The sequence below is a fragment of the Flavobacterium cheonhonense genome, from assembly GCF_035671315.1.
Classification (GTDB): Bacteria; Bacteroidota; Bacteroidia; order Flavobacteriales; family Flavobacteriaceae; genus Flavobacterium; species Flavobacterium cheonhonense.
The window spans coordinates 174,750-192,579 of the sequence record NZ_JAXAVY010000004.1 but is presented as its reverse complement, the minus strand read 5'-3'; the positions used below and the strand labels follow the sequence as shown (position 1 = coordinate 192,579).

The window sequence follows — 17,830 nt, the reverse complement described above, 5'->3', positions numbered from 1 at the left end:
TTTGACTTCGACAAGCTCAGTCTGACATTGGTTGTAATTGCTTTGATTTAGGAAGAAAACCCAAAAAGATTGTAACGGATAGCCGGAAATAGCTCCACACGAGCGAAGTGATTTGACGCAGTAAATAAAAAACCCATTCAGTTACGAATGGGTTTCTCTTTTATAATGATTTCAAAAATTACATTTTGAAACGTTTTCTGTCATTTTCGTTCAAATAGATTTTACGCAAACGCAACGATTTAGGTGTTACCTCAACATATTCATCTTTTTGAATGTATTCCAAAGCTTCTTCTAAAGAGAACTTGATGGCCGGAACGATTTTGTTTTTATCGTCGGCACCGGCAGAACGGAAGTTGGTTAACTGTTTGGTTTTGGTGATATTGATGGTCATATCATCGCCACGTGAGTTTTCTCCAACCACTTGTCCTTCGTAGATATCTTCATTCGGATCAACAAAGAATTTACCGCGATCTTGTAATTTATTGATAGAATATGGAATCGCTTTTCCGTTTTCCATAGAGATTAACGAACCGTTGATACGACCTGCGATTTCTCCTTTGAATGGTTCGTAACCAATGAAACGGTGTGCCATGATGGCTTCTCCGGCAGTAGCAGTCAACAATTGATTTCTCAAACCGATGATACCTCGTGACGGGATGTTGAATTTGATAATCATGCGCTCGCCTTTTCCTTCCATAGAAAGCATTTCGCCTTTACGTACTGATACAAACTCAACGGCTCTTCCTGAAACGTGTTCCGGTAAGTCGATAGTTAATTCTTCGATAGGTTCACATTTTACGCCGTCAATTTCTTTGATGATTACTTGCGGTTGCCCGATTTGCAATTCGTAACCTTCACGACGCATGGTTTCGATTAACACTGACAAGTGCAATACACCACGACCGAATACCATGAATTTATCCGCAGAATCGGTATCGGCTACACGAAGGGCTAAGTTTTTCTCTAATTCTTTCGCCAAACGATCTTTGATGTGACGAGAGGTTACAAACTTGCCTTCTTTCCCAAAGAAAGGTGAATCGTTGATGGTGAATAACATGCTCATCGTTGGCTCGTCGATAGCGATAGTTTGTAAAGCTTCCGGATTTTCGAAATCGGCAACAGTATCACCAATTTCAAAACCTTCGATTCCAACAATAGCACAAATATCTCCGGCTACTACACTTTCTACTTTTTTACGGCCCAAACCTTCAAAAGTGTGTAGTTCTTTAATTCTTGATTTGATTACTTTGCCATCTCTTTTTACCAAAGAAATTGGCATTCCTTCTTTTAAAACACCTCTTTCCAAACGACCAATCGCGATACGACCGGTGAACGAAGAGAAGTCTAAAGAAGTAATAAGCATTTGTGGTGTTCCTTCAGCCACTTTAGGAGCCGGTACGTGTTCAACCACCATATCCAAAAGCGGTTCGATGTTAGTAGTAACATTTTCCCAGTGGTCCGACATCCAGTTATTTTTGGCGGAACCGTACACAGTTGGGAAATCCAACTGCCATTCTTCGGCACCTAATTCGAACATTAGGTCGAATACTTTTTCGTGTACTTCTTCCGGTGTACAGTTTTCTTTATCTACTTTATTGATAACCACACAAGGTTTCAATCCTAAGTCGATGGCTTTTTGCAATACAAAACGGGTTTGCGGCATTGGTCCTTCGAAGGCATCTACTAACAAACAAACGCCATCGGCCATGTTCAATACGCGCTCTACTTCACCACCAAAATCGGCGTGGCCCGGAGTATCAATAATGTTAATTTTAGTGCCTTTGTACATTACAGAAACATTCTTAGACGTAATGGTAATACCTCTTTCACGCTCTAAGTCGTTGTTGTCGAGGATTAAGTCGCCCGTGTTTTCGTTTTCGCGAAAGAGTTGACAGTGGTACATAATTTTATCAACCAAAGTAGTCTTACCGTGGTCAACGTGCGCAATAATTGCAATGTTTCTGATAGATTCCATGTGTGCTTTTTTGTGGGTGCAAAGGTACACTTTATTTTCAGATAAAAAACCATTAGTGCATTAGTTTACTGTTTCTTAAAATTAGAGCAAAAGTTCATAAAAACCTTGATAAGTTTTCTCTCAAATTTTCAAACTTGGTCTAAAATCTTTATATTTGGTGTAATGAAAAATAATTCGAATAAAATTACATTAATCTACGTCCTTATATTAATGTTTGTGGCTTTCGTTGGCCACCAATTTTTTTTAGATTATACCAAAAACACTGAGAGCACTTCCTTATATCTATACATCAAAGACTTTATTTTCATCTTAATTTCGGGCATCATTCTGAAATTCATCTTATTGCACAACGAAAAAAACAACAAATCTGTTTTTGAAAAGCTTCAAATTACCAACAATGAAATTTTAGAATCCAATGAGCGATACGATATAGTAGCGAAAGCGACCAGCGATACGATTTGGGATTGGAAAATTGAGGACGACAGTTTTTTGTGGAATAAAGGAATTCAAGGTGTTTTCGGATACAAGAAAGAAGAAGTCGGCAAAACATCGAAATGGTGGTTTGAACGCATTCACCCTGAAGACAGCTTAAAGATGTCGGTTAAATTGTATTCCTTTTTGGAGCAAAAAACCGAAAAATGGCAAGACGAATACCGTTTTCAATGTGCTGACGGGAGTTACAAATATGTTTTCGATAGGGGATTTTTAGTAAAAGACAAAGACGGCAAACCCATCCGAATGATTGGAGCCATTCAGGACGTTACCAAACAAAAAGAAGAAGAGCAACGTTTGAGATTATTGGAAACCGTGATTACGCAAACCAAAGATGCCGTCATGATTACGGATATCGACACTTCTCAAAATGTAATTCCGAATATCATCTTCGTCAACTCGGCTTTTACTGACATGACCGGATATACGGCAGAAGAAGTAATTGGGAAGTCGCCTATCATGTTCATTGGAGCCAAATCGGACATGTTGGAATTTGACAAGTTAAAAACAGCGATTCAAGAATACAGAGAATGCTTTGTAGAAACCGTTAATTACAAGAAAAATGGCGAGGAATTTTGGAATAACTTTTCCATGATTCCGGTAACAGATAAAGACGGAGAACATTCCCACTGGATTTCGATTCAGAGAGATGTGACCGAAGAAAAGAACAAAGAAAAAGAGCGGGAACAACTGATTCGGGAGTTGACACAAAACAACAAGGACTTAAAACAGTTCTCTTACATTACTTCGCACAACCTTAGAGCGCCATTATCAAATTTGACCGGTTTGTTGAACTTGGTAGAAGATATGGACATAGAAGATCCGGAATTGAAAGAGATTATTTCCGGATTCACAAAATCGACCCACCTTTTAAACGAAACCATCAACGACTTGGTTAAGGTGGTTATCATTAAAGATAATCCGTCCATTCATAAAGAAAAAGTACTGATTAAAGAGATTTTTGAAAATGTCTTCAATCAGCTGAGTTTCTTGATAGGATTACACAAACCCATACTTAAAATAGATCTGGAAGAGGTTTCGATTTTAAACATCAACAAGTCCTATTTAGAAAGTATTTTTTTAAATTTATTGACTAACGCAATTAAATACCGTTCGGAGAACCGACAGTTAAAAGTTAACATTTCCTCTAAAGTAGAAGGTGATAATTTGGTTTTAACTTTCAAAGACAATGGTGTGGGTATTGATTTGGTTAGAAACCGAGATAAAATTTTTGGTTTGTACCAAAGATTCCACAACCACCCGGACAGTAAAGGTTTAGGCTTGTATTTGGTAAAATCTCAAGTCGAAGCTATGGGCGGCACTATCAATGTGGAAAGTACGGTTGGAAAAGGAACCACTTTCACCATTGTATTTAAAAACAATTAATGATTGATTATGTTGGAACAGATTTATTGCGTAGATGATGACGTTATCACTTTAATGCTTTGCAAAAAAGTGATTCAGCGGGCTGATTTTGCCAAGGAAATATTAACCGCCACTAACGGAGAGGAAGCTATCTTATTCTTTAAAGAATTAGCAAAAAAACCTGCTCCATCTTATCCTAGTTTGACTTTTTTAGACTTGAACATGCCTATTATGAATGGCTGGGAATTTTTGGACCAGTATTTAAAAAGCGGTTATAACGAAACCTTCCCGGGAGCCAAGTTTATCGTTTTATCTTCAACCATAGATCCGCAAGATGTAGAGAAAACGAAAAACTACCCTATGGTGGTCGATTTTTTATCCAAACCGATTACCAAAGAAATGATTGAAGAACTCAAAGAAAAAGCACACAACAAGAAATAAAAAAAGCACCCGATTGGGTGCTTTTTTTATAATATTGTAAATCTAATTACATCTTAGCAACATGCTTAGTTAATTTAGATTTAAGGTTAGAAGCTTTGTTATCATGAATGATATTCTTTTTAGCTAACTTGTCGATCATTGAAATCACAACAGACAATTTTGCAGAAGCTTCAGACTTATCAGTCGCCAATCTCAATGCTTTGATAGCATTACGAGTGGTTTTGTGTTGGTATCTGTTCAACACTCTTTTCTTTTCGTTGCTTCTGATTCTTTTTAAAGCGGACTTATGATTTGCCATTTCTTTTTAATTTAATTGTAATAATTTATAAACTATTAGTTAAAAAAGAAAAACCTCCCACAATTAATAAATAATCACTTTGGTTTTAACTAATAAAACATTCGTTTGAGACACTAAACAATTGTTTTATAAAACTAATTTACAACTAATTTTGTAGCCCGTAGGGGAATCGAACCCCTCTTACCAGGATGAAAACCTGGCGTCCTAACCGATAGACGAACGGGCCATTAAGCCTAAGATAAAAATTGTAGCCCGTAGGGGAATCGAACCCCTCTTACCAGGATGAAAACCTGGCGTCCTAACCGATAGACGAACGGGCCATCTTTGCTTAAAATTGCGGTGGCAAAAATACAACTATTTTTTAATCCCGCAAGGGCGCAACAATATTTTTTCTGATTTTTATTAGTACGCTTTCGCAAATAACACTCTACCAACAGATTTACCTCCTGAAAAAATACAAGTCCCTTCTTCCAATTTTCTATCTAAAGGAATACAACGTATGGTAGCTTTGGTCAAATCTTTGATTTTTTCTTCTGTTTCCGGCGTTCCATCCCAATGTGCTGAAATGAAACCGGTTTTATTTTCTAATACTTCTTTAAATTCTTCAAAAGAATTCACCTCTGTGATATGCTCGTTTCTGAAAGACAATGCTTTTCCGAATAAATCATTTTGGATTTTCGCAAGCAATTCAGAGATATAGGCTGCAGCGCCTTCACTTGGAATCACTTCTTTGGTCAAGTTGTCGCGTCTGGCCACTTCAAAAGTACCGTTTTCCAAATCTTTCGGACCTATGGCAATTCGCACCGGTACGCCCTTCAATTCCCACTCATTAAACTTAAAGCCCGGAGACAAAGTGTCTCGGGTATCAAACTTAACAGTAACGTTCAATTGCTTGAGTGATGTCGTCAAACTATCCACTAAGGCTTTGATTGCCTCAAATTGCTCTTCTGTTTTAAAAATTGGCACAATAACCACTTGAATTGGCGCGAGGTTCGGCGGTAAAACCAATCCGTTATCATCAGAATGCGTCATCACCAAAGCACCCATTAATCGTGTAGAAACACCCCAAGAAGTACCCCAAACATGCTCTAACTTTCCTTCTTTGCTGGCAAACTTCACATCAAAAGCTTTCGCAAAATTTTGCCCTAAAAAGTGAGAGGTTCCGGCCTGCAATGCTTTCCCGTCCTGCATTAAAGCTTCTATGCAATACGTCTCCTCTGCTCCGGCAAAACGTTCCGATTCGGTTTTTAATCCTTTGATAACCGGGATAGCCATAAAGTTTTCTACAAAATCTGCATAAACTTGCATCATTTTTTCAGACTCTTCTATAGCTTCAGCCTTAGTAGCATGTGCCGTATGCCCTTCTTGCCATAAGAATTCCGCAGTTCTCAGAAACAAACGTGTACGCATCTCCCAACGAACGACATTCGCCCATTGGTTAATTAACAATGGTAAATCTCTGTAAGACTGTACCCAATTTTTATAAGTCGACCAAATAATAGCTTCACTGGTAGGACGAACTATCAATTCCTCTTCCAATTTAGCATTCGGATCAACCATTAGTTTTCCCGGACGGGTTTCGTCATTTTTCAAGCGATAATGAGTAACAATAGCACATTCTTTGGCAAAACCTTCTGCATTTTTCTCTTCTGCCTCAAACATACTCTTGGGAACAAAAAGAGGAAAATAAGCGTTACTGTGTCCCGTTTCTTTGAACATACGATCCAACTCTGCTTGCATCTTCTCCCAAATCGCATAACCATACGGTTTAATCACCATACAGCCTCTAACGCCGGAGTTTTCGGCTAAATCAGCCTTAACTACCAGCTCGTTATACCATTTGGAATAGTCCTCCGCTCTCTTTGTTAAGTTCTTACTCATAATGAATAGTTTGGCATAAAAATTGTTTAACTTTTTTTAACTAAATAGTTCGGCAAAACTAACTATTTTTGTATAGTCCAACAATAAAAATGCTATAGATATGAAAACTTATTATTTATTCAGCCAAAGATTGTCGCTGTTCTCTGTTTTGGGAATACTGACAATTACCGCTACTTCTTGTGGTTCTTACCAAAACACATCCTATTACGATGACGGTATTTACGGTAGTTCCGAAAACAAGCAAACCCAAAACACAACCAATTCTGAAAGCAATAAATACAAGGAATACTTCAGCAATACTGAGATATTTACTGATGTGGACAACTATAGCAATGTTAGCACCGATTCTGTTAGCAATGGACAAGCTTATGACAGAAACAATGGCGGCTGGGGAGAGAATGCACAATCTGTTACTGTAAATGTTTATGACAACAACTGGGGTTGGGGTTATTGGAACAATTACTGGTACGGAAGTTATTGGGGATGGGGTTGGAATAACTGGTATGGTCCCGGATGGGGTTGGGGATGGAATTCTTGGTATGGTCCGAGCTGGAATGTTGGCTGGGGATGGAATTCTTGGAACAATTGGTACGGCCCGGGTTGGGGTGGCTATTATGGACACAATCATTGGGGAAGCTATTACAATGGCGGAAGAAGAGGTACTGCTTACTCATACGGCAACCGTTTAAACAGTTCATACAACAACAGATACCAATCTAACGGCGTTAGAAGTAACCGAAGTTTTAATGCTCCTAGAAGCAGTAACTTTAATACCAGACCGAATACAACACCGGTTCGCACAAATTCCAACACTGCTCCTACCCGAACTAACATTAATAATTCCAGTTCACAACCTCGTAACAGCGTTAGAACACAAACACAATCTACGCCATCACGTTCTTACACACCAAGTTCAAATTATGGCGGTGGAAGATCTTCAGGAGGCGGAGGCAGCTACGGAGGCGGCAGATCCTCGGGAGGCGGCAGACGATAACAACAATAACGCCTATGCTTTTAATTAACATTGCATAGGCTTTTTTATGATTATAATCAAAGCACTATGAAAAAGTATTTTTTACTATTACTAGCGGGAATAGCTGTTCCCTCTATACAAGCACAAGAAACCACTCCGGATGACGCTATCCGCTTGGCTGTTGACAACTTAACCGGAACCGCTCGATTCAGAGCCATGAGCGGCGCTTTCGGATCTTTAGGCGGAGATTTATCCGCAATCAATGTAAATCCGGCGGGATCTATCTTTTTCAATAACAACTACGCCACCATAACCGGATCTGTTTATAACGCCAAGAACAAATCGCGTTATTTCGGCACCTCAACCAATGACAATGACAACACTTTAGACATCAATCAATTGGGAGCAGTTTTCATCTTTAAAGAAAGTGGAAGTGGCAAAACGGGTTGGAATAAAATTGCGATAGGAATCAATTATGAAAACGCTAACAATTTGAATAACAGTGTTTTCTCAGCAGGAACTAATCCAAACAACTCAATCGGAAACTACTTTGTAAACATCGCTCAAGGTATTCCGACCAATGTGTTGACCGATTTCAATTTCAACCAATTGAATTTCTACGAACAACAGGCTTTCTTAGGTTATGACACTTACATTTTTGAAGCCACTAACAACACACCAAACAACACTTCTTATTACACTAATATACCTACGGGAGGCAATTATTATCAAGAAAATCAAGTCTTAACAACAGGATACAACGGTAAATTGACCGGTAACTTTTCGGCCGCTTACAAAGACAAAATTTTCCTTGGTGGAAGCTTAAATTACCACTTTGTAAACATTGACAAAACCTTCTCTATATACGAAAGAAACAACAATCCGCTTTATGATACTGGTTCTACCATTTCTGAAATCCTATTTGAAAACAGACTTTGGACTACCGGTTCCGGCTTCTCTTTTAATTTAGGAGCGATTGTAAAGCCTATCGAAAGTGTCAGAGTCGGATTAGCTTACGAGTCGCCAACATGGTTTCGTTTAACCGACGAATTACAACAAGGAGTTAGTACCCGAAGCCTAAACAATCAAGACGGGATAGAATTTCCTTTCTCCTACCAAAATTCTGTAGTTTATTTACCTTATACCGTTCAAACTCCGGGTAAATGGACCGGAAGTTTGTCTTACATATTTGGCAAAAAAGGATTAATCAGTGCCGATGTTTCCACCAAAAACTACAGTGCATTGCGATTCAAACCGAAAAACGATCCGGGATTTGCTGACCTGAATAATTTCATGAGTAATGCCTTAGACAATGCCATTGAAGTTAGAATTGGTGGCGAATACCGCATTAAACAAGTCAGTTTGAGAGCCGGATATCGCTTTGAAGAAAGTCCGTATAAAGTGGATCAAGCTTTTGGTGATTTAACCGGATATAGCGGCGGTATTGGTTATAACTTTGGCGAAAGCCGAATTGATTTGGCCTATTCCTATGACCATCGGAACAGAAACCAAGCGTTAATTTCGTCCGGCATGACCGATCCGGCCAGAGTAAGTCGATACAACAACAATATCACTTTCAGTTATTCTGTGAACTTCTAAGAATAACCAAATACAGCTTAAGCCATCCTAACAGGGTGGCTTTTTTATTGATACTCCGCCAACAAATTAGAAATAAAAGCTTAATTTTGCACGCTCTCCCAATAATCGGAATTCAATCTATGAGAACTAAGTCATTAAAGAAAAACAAAATCAATGTAATTACACTCGGATGTTCTAAAAATACTTACGACAGCGAAGTATTAATGGGCCAACTCAAAGCTAACGGCAAAGAAGTGGTTCATGAGCAAGAAGGGAACATCGTAGTAATTAACACTTGCGGGTTTATTGACAATGCTAAAGCAGAATCGGTAAACACGATTTTGGAATATGCCGATAAAAAAGAAAAAGGCTTAGTTGATAAAGTTTTTGTAACCGGATGTCTTTCAGAAAGATACCGTCCGGATTTAGAGAAAGAAATTCCCAACGTGGATCAATACTTCGGCACAACCGAATTGCCTTTACTGCTTAAAGCTTTGGGCGCAGATTACAAACACGAACTTTTAGGCGAGCGTTTGACCACGACACCCAAAAATTATGCTTATTTAAAAATTGCAGAAGGTTGCGACCGACCTTGTAGTTTTTGTGCCATTCCAATTATGCGTGGTAAACACGTTTCACAACCGATTGAAAAATTGGTAAAAGAAGCTCAAGGTTTGGCTAAGAACGGTGTAAAAGAATTAATCCTTATTGCCCAAGACCTAACTTATTACGGTTTGGATTTATACAAAAAAAGAAACTTAGCCGAGTTGTTGGAAAACTTAGTAAAAGTTGACGGCATTGAATGGATTCGTTTGCACTACGCTTTCCCTACAGGATTTCCGATGGATGTATTGGAACTGATGAAAAAAGAGCCTAAAATTTGCAATTATATAGATATTCCACTGCAACATATTGCCGATCCTATTTTGAAATCGATGCGTCGCGGTACTACTAAAGCCAAAACCACTCAATTGCTGCATGATTTTCGCGCTGCTGTTCCCGGTATGGCTATTCGTACTACTCTAATTGTGGGCTATCCGGGTGAAACACAAGAAGATTTTCAAACACTGCGTGATTGGGTTCAGGAAATGAAATTTGAAAGATTGGGTTGTTTTACCTATTCCCACGAAGAAAACACCCATGCGTATTTGTTAGAGGATGATGTACCTGAAGACGTAAAACAAGCCAGAGCGGCCGAAATTATGGACTTACAATCGCAGATCTCTTGGGATTTGAATCAGGAGAAAATCGGACAGACTTTCAAATGTATAATTGATAGAAAAGAAGGGCAATATTTTGTGGGACGAACCGAATTTGACAGCCCTGATGTGGATAACGAAGTGTTGATTGACGCCTCAAAATACTACTTAAAAACAGGAGAATTTGCCCAAATCAAAATTATTGACGCTACAGAATTCGACTTATACGGCGAACCGGCTTAATAACTTAAACTCAGCGTAGCTACCACAAAGTTTTTACCAAAAATTTCGGTGTTTTTAACAGCGCCGTTGTGTGTGTAAGACAAGGTTATCGGCATACTTATATCACCACCTAAAGACAAGGTTTTAGTTGTACTCACGCCTAAATTCACCCAAGAAACCTTATCGTAGTCAGCATAAGTATAATAGGCTGCTTCATTGTTCAGTACAGCACCAACTACCGGTGACACTTCTATATCTTGAAGGGATTTCTGCGATGAATTTTTAAAAAAAGAAAAAGTATACCCAAGCTCTAAGTAGGTAGTGAAATTTCGCTTCGGATTTTCTCCGTTGGTGTCATACCGAAAGTCATTCCCAGCAATTAAAGTACTTATCGTTGCATTAAACGGATACCGATAGCCATCGGAAAAATCAAAGTACACCATCGCATCTACTGTTTTCGAACCATCCGGTCCGTAATTAAAGTAGTTGTTATTCACGCCTTCTACTTTACTTACAGACGGCCAATAATAATCCCACAACTGGAATTGTAAAAAATCGGTCAACTGATAATAGAGGTAAAAGTCAATTTCTTGATAGCCTTTATAGGCCGAAACACCATCCGGATAAAAGTAATCCCGTTTAAAATTGGTAGTCGCCCAAAATCCGAGTGTCAACTTGGGTGCAATTGAAAACTCAACTGTAGGCTGCACCGCAATATAATCGCCACCCCAACATTGTCCACGCCATAAATACCTACTGGCAATATCCAGATTTAAGTAAAGCCTTTTGTCTTGTTTCACAGTACTGCTGTCCGTTTCTTTTTGTTGGGAAAAAGTTGGAACTAAGAACAAGCATGCAACCGTTAACAGTACTTTGGCTTTGAAATTCATTGCGTTTTTTTCGATGGATCTAAATAGTAGTCTAACAATTCGAACAAACGCTCTCTGTTGAGCGGCTTTGTAATGTAATCCGCAAAACCGGCTTTTTCAATTTTAGCTTTGTCTTCAGAGGAAGAATAAGCTGTTTGGGCAATAATCGGGAGATTAGGACGTATAGGCTGGATTTGTTCAATGGCTTGGAAACCATCTAAAATAGGCATTTTTATATCCATCAATACCAAATCAATATTGGGATTACCCAAACACAACTCCACTGCAACTTGTCCGTTAATGGCTCTTATAATTTCGTAGTTTTTATGTTGCATCATTTTTTGAAACAACAAATAGTTGATGTTGTCGTCTTCGGCAATCAAAATAACTTTGCGTTCAGATTTAGTGGTTTCGCTCTCATTAACCGGACGAACCGTTATTTGCTCCACTTTAGCATATTGCAATGGTATGGAAAAATAAAAAGTAGAACCTTCCCCAACTTTAGAAGTTAAGGTAATACTTCCGCCAAGCAATTCTATGTAAGCTTTTGATATGGCCAATCCCAAGCCTAAACCACCAACTTTTATAGAAACATCACTGTCTACCCTTTTGAAACGATCGAAAATATTTTTGTGTTCTACCTCATCAATACCCAAACCGGTATCTCTTACAGTAAAATGAATTAGTTGATTTTGTTCATCAATTTCATAACCAAAAGTCACCATTCCTTTATCGGTAAACTTAATAGCATTGGTCAAAAGATTGATAATCACCTGCTTAAGTTTGATATCGTCGGTAACAATATTGAAAGCGGCCGGTAACGAACTATTAATTAAAATAAATTCTATGTCTTTATTTTGTATCGTCACTTTTACAGTCTCGTACAATTCATTCATACAAGATTCGAGGTTCACCTGAGTATAGTTAGGGATGATTTGATTCGAATCGATTTTAGACATTTCAATCAAATCGTCTATGATGGAAACCAAATTTTTCCCGCTTTTTTCAATTACGGTTAAGTATTCCAATTTCTCTGTTTCGGTGATATCGGTATTCAGAATCAGATCAGTAAAACCATTGATGGCATTCATAGGCGTTCGGATCTCATGAGACAAATTAGCCAAGAAAGCTGATTTCAATCGATCACTTTCTTCTGCTCGGATTTTGGCCGTAATCAGTTCCATTTTCTGATTATTATTCTCTTCGAATAAGTTCCCGATGTAACTAAATTCACCATTGGTTCTTTTCAATAATCTAATGGCCTTTTTATTTCCGGTTTCTAAGACTCTGCGCACTAAATACAGTGGATAATAAACAAACTTACGGGTATAATACAGATTGAGCAGTAATATTATAAAAAACGCTATTATGATAACATACAACAAACGAGTAGTATAATCAAAATACACTTCAAAATCCCTTTGAAAAACCAATTTGCCTATCACTTTCCCTGCTGAATCCTTCAAATCAAAAACGGAATGTATGGTGCTTTTTTCAGGTTTTAAAACATAATCCGTAGCCGCTAATTGTATCTTTGAATTGGTAATGTGCTGCAGACTTTCTACAAACTGATTATCCATCAATCGAACCACAAAAAAGTAACCCGATGTTGGTGTTTTGGTTTTCAGCGGATCGTCGGAAGGGTGAATGGCGGCTCCGGTTACTTCTACTATTCCCTCTGGAATCTTGAGATAGAATTTCTTTATCCCCTCATCATCCACGGCATCCATAGCTGTTTTGGGAATAAAGTCAAGGCTTTTAATAGCGGGTGTTGGTGTTCTGATGATGAAATTTTTATCGGCACCATAAGCGCCTAAATATTCGGCATCGTAAATCTCCAATTCGTTGCCTATCGTTTGATTGAACCAAACTTGGTCTTTGGTTTTTATAAAATTGACAAACTCATCCCAATTGGTATCATTATTTATGGCTACCAAAATAGGCTTTGACTCTAAATCGAGTAACTTGTGAATTTCATTATCAAAATGCTCAACAGAATCCTTGTATACAAGCTGCTCTGCCTTTTTGGTGTAATAGAATAATGCTAAGTATAAAATAATGAAGAAGATGCTCGAGGAGAATATCAGCCAAAGTATTTTGGGAAAATTCTTTTTTATTGTCATTTTATATTGCTCCCGATTTATAATTACGATTTAAAAGTATTGAAAATTTTGCAAAAAAGCTTCGCTGTCTTGAAAGAATATTAAAGTTTTTTTTAGGGAAGTAAGGCTTGAACTTGTTAAACTCTTGAAAACTAAAGCCAAAATATCATGCCTAACGTAAAAAGAACAATGCAACCTTACAAAAAGCTTTACAAAATAAAAAACCAATTATCAGGGATATTGATTTTACTGCACACCGTTTGCTTTTCGCAATCTGATCTCATCAAAATAGAAGGTTATACCCAAGGCACCACTTACCACATTAGCTATTTTGATACTGAACAACGCAATTTTCAACCTGAAATAGAAACCATTCTAAAAGACTTTGATCTCTCTGTTTCTACTTACAACCCTAATTCCATCATCACAAAAATCAACACCAACCAACCTAACGTTGTAGTAGACCAATACTTTACAACTTGTTTTAAAAAGGCAAAGGAAGTCTGGAAAAACACCAATGGTGCTTTCGATCCTACGGTATTGCCTTTGGTAAATGCTTGGGGTTTTGGACCCGGAAAAAAACAAAAAATAGCGCCGGAAAAAATCGACAGTATTCTTCGCTTTACAGGTTTTAACTTGATTGAATTAAAAGGGAACCGCGTTGTAAAAAAAGATCCTCGTGTGGCCTTGGATTTTAATGCTTTTGCACAGGGTTATTCTGTTGATGTGATTTCCGATTTTTTAAAATCTAAAGGCATATTATCATTTATCGTTGAAATTGGCGGTGAAATATTTGCCAATGGTAAAAAACCCAACGGAGATTACTGGAAGGCCGGTATCGAAGAACCTTATGACAATAAAGAAGATGCTAACCCGAATAGAGCCATAATAAAGCTTTACAATTCAGCTATTGCAACTTCAGGGAACAACCGACAATACTTTATTGAAAACGGAGTGAAATATGCCCATCATTTAGACCCTAAAACGGGTTATCCTACCAAAAACAATTTGTTGTGCGCTTCAATTATAGCGTCCAATTGCATTTCGTCTGATGCTTATGCTACTGGTGTTTTGGTGATGGGATTGGAAAAAGCCAAAGTGTTTTTAAAAAATCATCCGGAACTGCAAGCTTATCTGGTTTATTCTGATGCAAAAGGGCAACTTCAAGTGTATAAAACCGATAAAATAACGGCAATACTGGAAGAAGTAAATCCATAAAAAAAGCACCTCGAAAGGCGCTTCTTCTATTCATTGTAAAATTGTTTTACCTATTGAGAATCACTTCATAATTGGAAACGCCATAAGCATTCTGAAGGCTGATTACATAATTTCCCTCAGCAAGGTGAGACAAATCCAATTGTACAGATTCGTTAAAATCATTCGGATTTAACTGTTGCTCATACAGGGTTTTTCCCAGCAAATCAAATACTCGGATAGTATCTACTTGGTTTTTCAAATCGATATTAAAAATACCTGAAGAAGGAACCGGATAAATGGTTACTACCGGACTAACAGCAGTATCTTCTACCGACAATGCTGAAGGTAACCAATGCAAGGTAACTCCGGTAATATTGGCATCGCCTGTTGGTGTTAGCGTTTGTTCTGTAGGACCTTTGGTAAAGGTAAAACCTATCAATTCATTGTGAATATTATTCGGTCCGTCGTTCCAAGAGCTTTCCACCCAAATTTTATAAACGCCATCTGCAACGGTGGTTCCGTTGGTTGTACCCACCACATTTTTGCCATCCCAAGTTACTGTTTTTGCCCCAAAGGCCGTAGGAACTGTATTGGCTTTTCTGGTAGTACCCGTTAAAGCATCAGTGGTGTTACATCCTGTGGTTGAAGGAGCTGCCACAGCAGTTACACTACTACAACCGCACTTAGCAGCCCATGAAGGCAAATGGTCATCGGTTGAAGTAGAGACATAACGGCATTTGGTTTTTACAAAAGCGCCGGCAGCGGTTTCAATCCAAACTGCATATACATTACCGCCACCGGTTACTGAAGGACTGGTTGGCGTATTTTGGGTGTAGGTAAAAGTTAATGTTCCGGCTGTTTGTGCAATAGCAATTTCCGCCAAACAACATAATACAGTTACCATTAATAAGTGTCGGAGTGTTGTTTTCATTTTTATTTTTTTACGATTTAGTTTCAAAAGGTAATTTCATTACAATCTTAGCTGTTGTGGCCAAAGTCTTCTTGGCTAACGCCGGTACATCAATTTTATAATCGGCCAACTTTACCACAAAAGTTCCCGATAAAACAAGCTTATCTCCATCTCCTATTAAAGTTATCTTGGTTTTTATCGGATTGGATACACCGTGTATGGTTAAATCGCCTTCCACATCGAAAGTACCCGGTTTTCCATTGTAACCGATAATTTTACCTTTAAAAGTAGCTTTGGGAAGCTTATCACTCTCCATATAATTTTCGTTAAAATGTTCCTCCATCAAAGGCGCTTTAAACTTAAACGATTTAACCATGGCTTGAACCACTATATCTCCTGTAGCCTTATCAAACACTCCGGAAACTGTTTTATTGGTTCCAATTACTTCCTCCAAGGCTCCCGGTACAGTAGCATCAAACTTAATTTCGCCAGAACGAGTGACCATTTTTTGAGAAAAAACAGCACAAGTCAGCAACAGCAATAACATTAAAATAACTCTTTTCATTTTCTATTCTATTATTGTTGAACATACCCTTGGGCGATCCAAAGGTTAAACATATCTATTTGTCCTTGCGGGATTCGGCCACTAGGCGGCATGATACCACATTCTTGTCCGTCCATTTTACAAGCAATTGACTCGGCATAAGCTACTACATCATCATAGGTTTCCAAAGGAGAACCCGATTCGGTACCGTTTACACTGTGACAAGACGTACAGTGCGCGGTCATTATGCGTTTAATATTCGCTTCATAAGTGGGCGTATCAGTGTACCCTGAAACTTCTTCGTAGGTGTTGGATTCACAAGCTCCTAACACTACAACTACGGCTGTCAAAAAAAATACTCTTATCGTTTTCATACCTAAAATACTCTATACATGTTAAATCCAAAATAAACACTGCCGCCTTTCCATTTTCCGGTGGTGTTGGTAAAATAAGCCACATCATTCATCGGTTGTGAATTCGAGAAAACCAACTGAAAGACGTGACCACCAGTTTCAATATCAAACCCTAAAGTGAGCGGATTGTGATAATACTTCTGCTCTACAGGATTTGTTCTGGCCGCATATTCCAGATTTAAACTGATTCGTTTAGACAATTTACATCGGCCGCCAAGCGCTACTAAAAACTGATCTTTGGCTTCGGTACCCGGCTGAATGTCGTATAAATTTTTGTGCACAAATATCGGTGTGATTTGTATTGAAAATGCTTCTGAAAATTTTGAGGAAATCAACAACTGCGCAGTGTAAGCAAATCGGTTAGTCGTTTTAAAATCAGGATAAAGGTTTTCATCAAACTTAGAAGAATTGATATCCATAGTAGTGTAACCAACAATGGTAAAAGGAAAACCGCCTTCCATTTGGTTGGCCAATCTTAACTTACCGGAAAGTTCGAAAGTCTTATTGTAAGTATGTCTGGACACGCCCAATGACATCCAATTGGTCACACCGTAAATACCACCAATTCGAGTTAAGGCATTGTCCAAACCGAAGAAATTATTAATGCCTTCTTTCAAATCTCCGAAACGGTGCGAAACCAAAAAATACCATTCGTTTTTGGCGGTCATTTTAGTCGACTGCATGTTGCAAATCTGTAATCCTTTAAAAGCAGCAGAGGCGGGAACTTTTTCCGTAGGAACCGAATCGAGTTCCTTCATCAAATCATCTTGAGCATTCGCCGAATGAATGGCAAAAAGCAACAAGAATAGGCGGGCAATTTTAAACACTTTCATTCTTATTTAATTGGTTATTAGATTACATTGATCCATTTTTACTTCTCCCAAAAGATCATCAAAACCCACGACGCGACCTTTTACAGTTGCTCTTTCTCCAACCTTAAATGATGGTTTGACATCAGAAAAATTGCAGTTCACTAATTGATCCAGAATAACAGAAGTGCCTTCTACGGCAGTAATTGTACCAGTGATAACCACCGGTTTTTCTAAATATTTTTTATTGGAATTGTTTACATCGGCTGCAAATTCAGCAGCGATGTCTTTGGCAGTTACAGTGAAAGCGGCAGTTTCCGACTGGATATCTCTTTTACCGCCATAGAAAATATAATACCGCACCGCAAAAAAAGCTATCAGTAACACGGCTACGGAAAACAAAAAAATCATCGTCTTTCTTTTCATCAGAATTAATTTAAGAGTTGTTGAACTTTTTAATCTGACAAAGAAGAAGATTTACTCTTGCTAACAATTGCAGACTGCATTTGATAGCTAAACAGAGTATTCAGTTTCAACCCTACCCGTAAAAAGCAGAATTAAG

General features: G+C 38.2%; 16 protein-coding genes and 2 tRNA genes. 6 read left to right on the top strand and 12 right to left on the bottom strand.

The features are described from left to right. Nucleotides 1–178: 178 nt before the first annotated feature. Nucleotides 179–1,975 (bottom strand): translational GTPase TypA, encoded by a 1,797-nt coding sequence (typA, locus tag SK086_RS10615; protein ID WP_290875470.1) that lies wholly within the window; start codon nt 1,973–1,975, stop codon nt 179–181. Nucleotides 1,976–2,137: 162 nt separating this feature from the next. On the opposite strand from typA, the gene SK086_RS10610 reads away from it, so the two are divergent. Both SK086_RS10610 and SK086_RS10605 read left to right on the top strand, forming a co-directional pair. Then, entirely contained in the window at nt 2,138–3,853 is a 1,716-nt protein-coding gene (locus tag SK086_RS10610; protein ID WP_324691583.1) for a PAS domain-containing sensor histidine kinase, read from the top strand. 9 nt (nt 3,854–3,862) lie between these two features. Then, on the top strand, nt 3,863–4,273 hold the full coding sequence (locus SK086_RS10605) for a response regulator (protein ID WP_324691582.1): 411 nt from the start codon (nt 3,863–3,865) through the stop codon (nt 4,271–4,273). A 46-nt stretch (nt 4,274–4,319) separates the two neighbouring features. Here the strand turns inward: SK086_RS10605 and rpsT are convergent, their stop codons facing one another. The 4 genes from rpsT to proS form a co-directional block, all read right to left on the bottom strand. Then, on the bottom strand, nt 4,320–4,571 hold the full coding sequence (rpsT, locus tag SK086_RS10600) for a 30S ribosomal protein S20 (RefSeq protein WP_290876256.1): 252 nt from the start codon (nt 4,569–4,571) through the stop codon (nt 4,320–4,322). A gap of 154 nt (nt 4,572–4,725) precedes the next feature. Then, nucleotides 4,726–4,797, bottom strand: a tRNA-Glu gene (locus SK086_RS10595). Between the two features lie 22 nt (nt 4,798–4,819). Then, a tRNA-Glu gene (locus tag SK086_RS10590) sits at nt 4,820–4,891 on the bottom strand. A gap of 82 nt (nt 4,892–4,973) precedes the next feature. Continuing rightward, entirely contained in the window at nt 4,974–6,452 is a 1,479-nt protein-coding gene (proS, locus tag SK086_RS10585) for a proline--tRNA ligase (RefSeq protein WP_324691580.1), read from the bottom strand. A gap of 100 nt (nt 6,453–6,552) precedes the next feature. On the opposite strand from proS, the gene SK086_RS10580 reads away from it, so the two are divergent. The 3 genes from SK086_RS10580 (at nt 6,553) to rimO (ending at nt 10,445) form a co-directional block, all read left to right on the top strand. Then, nucleotides 6,553–7,446, top strand: a complete 894-nt coding sequence (locus SK086_RS10580; RefSeq protein WP_324691579.1) for a hypothetical protein — start codon at nt 6,553–6,555, stop codon at nt 7,444–7,446. Between the two features lie 66 nt (nt 7,447–7,512). Further along, nucleotides 7,513–9,024: an OmpP1/FadL family transporter gene (locus tag SK086_RS10575; RefSeq protein WP_324691578.1), complete on the top strand. Its 1,512-nt coding sequence runs from the start codon at nt 7,513–7,515 to the stop codon at nt 9,022–9,024. Between the two features lie 119 nt (nt 9,025–9,143). Then, nucleotides 9,144–10,445 carry a 30S ribosomal protein S12 methylthiotransferase RimO gene (rimO, locus tag SK086_RS10570; RefSeq protein WP_324691577.1) on the top strand — a complete coding sequence of 434 codons (1,302 nt, stop codon included), beginning with the start codon at nt 9,144–9,146 and terminating at the stop codon, nt 10,443–10,445. On the opposite strand, the gene SK086_RS10565 is transcribed toward rimO, so the two are convergent. Then, nucleotides 10,442–11,314 carry a hypothetical protein gene (locus tag SK086_RS10565; RefSeq protein WP_324691575.1) on the bottom strand — a complete coding sequence of 291 codons (873 nt, stop codon included), beginning with the start codon at nt 11,312–11,314 and terminating at the stop codon, nt 10,442–10,444. The two genes, rimO and SK086_RS10565, sit on opposite strands and share 4 nt — an antisense overlap. Continuing rightward, complete coding sequence (locus tag SK086_RS10560; RefSeq protein ID WP_324691573.1) at nt 11,311–13,416, bottom strand: ATP-binding protein; 2,106 nt, start codon at nt 13,414–13,416, stop codon at nt 11,311–11,313. The genes SK086_RS10565 and SK086_RS10560 overlap by 4 nt, the downstream gene beginning before the upstream one ends. A gap of 147 nt (nt 13,417–13,563) precedes the next feature. Here SK086_RS10560 and SK086_RS10555 point away from each other — a divergent pair, with 147 nt between their 5' ends. Further along, entirely contained in the window at nt 13,564–14,613 is a 1,050-nt protein-coding gene (locus SK086_RS10555) for an FAD:protein FMN transferase (protein WP_324691571.1), read from the top strand. A gap of 46 nt (nt 14,614–14,659) precedes the next feature. Here SK086_RS10555 and SK086_RS10550 read toward each other — a convergent pair whose 3' ends face one another. From SK086_RS10550 to SK086_RS10530, 5 genes are read right to left on the bottom strand one after another with little or no spacing between them, the layout of a single operon-like run. Further along, nucleotides 14,660–15,523: a T9SS type A sorting domain-containing protein gene (locus SK086_RS10550; protein ID WP_290874666.1), complete on the bottom strand. Its 864-nt coding sequence runs from the start codon at nt 15,521–15,523 to the stop codon at nt 14,660–14,662. 10 nt (nt 15,524–15,533) lie between these two features. Further along, nucleotides 15,534–16,067: a YceI family protein gene (locus tag SK086_RS10545; RefSeq protein WP_324691568.1), complete on the bottom strand. Its 534-nt coding sequence runs from the start codon at nt 16,065–16,067 to the stop codon at nt 15,534–15,536. An 11-nt stretch (nt 16,068–16,078) separates the two neighbouring features. Beyond that, entirely contained in the window at nt 16,079–16,420 is a 342-nt protein-coding gene (locus SK086_RS10540; RefSeq protein WP_324691567.1) for a c-type cytochrome, read from the bottom strand. 2 nt (nt 16,421–16,422) lie between these two features. Next, on the bottom strand, nt 16,423–17,292 hold the full coding sequence (locus SK086_RS10535; RefSeq protein ID WP_324691565.1) for a DUF5777 family beta-barrel protein: 870 nt from the start codon (nt 17,290–17,292) through the stop codon (nt 16,423–16,425). A 6-nt stretch (nt 17,293–17,298) separates the two neighbouring features. Next, nucleotides 17,299–17,694 (bottom strand): OB-fold protein, encoded by a 396-nt coding sequence (locus SK086_RS10530; RefSeq protein ID WP_290874678.1) that lies wholly within the window; start codon nt 17,692–17,694, stop codon nt 17,299–17,301. Nucleotides 17,695–17,830: the final 136 nt, after the last annotated feature.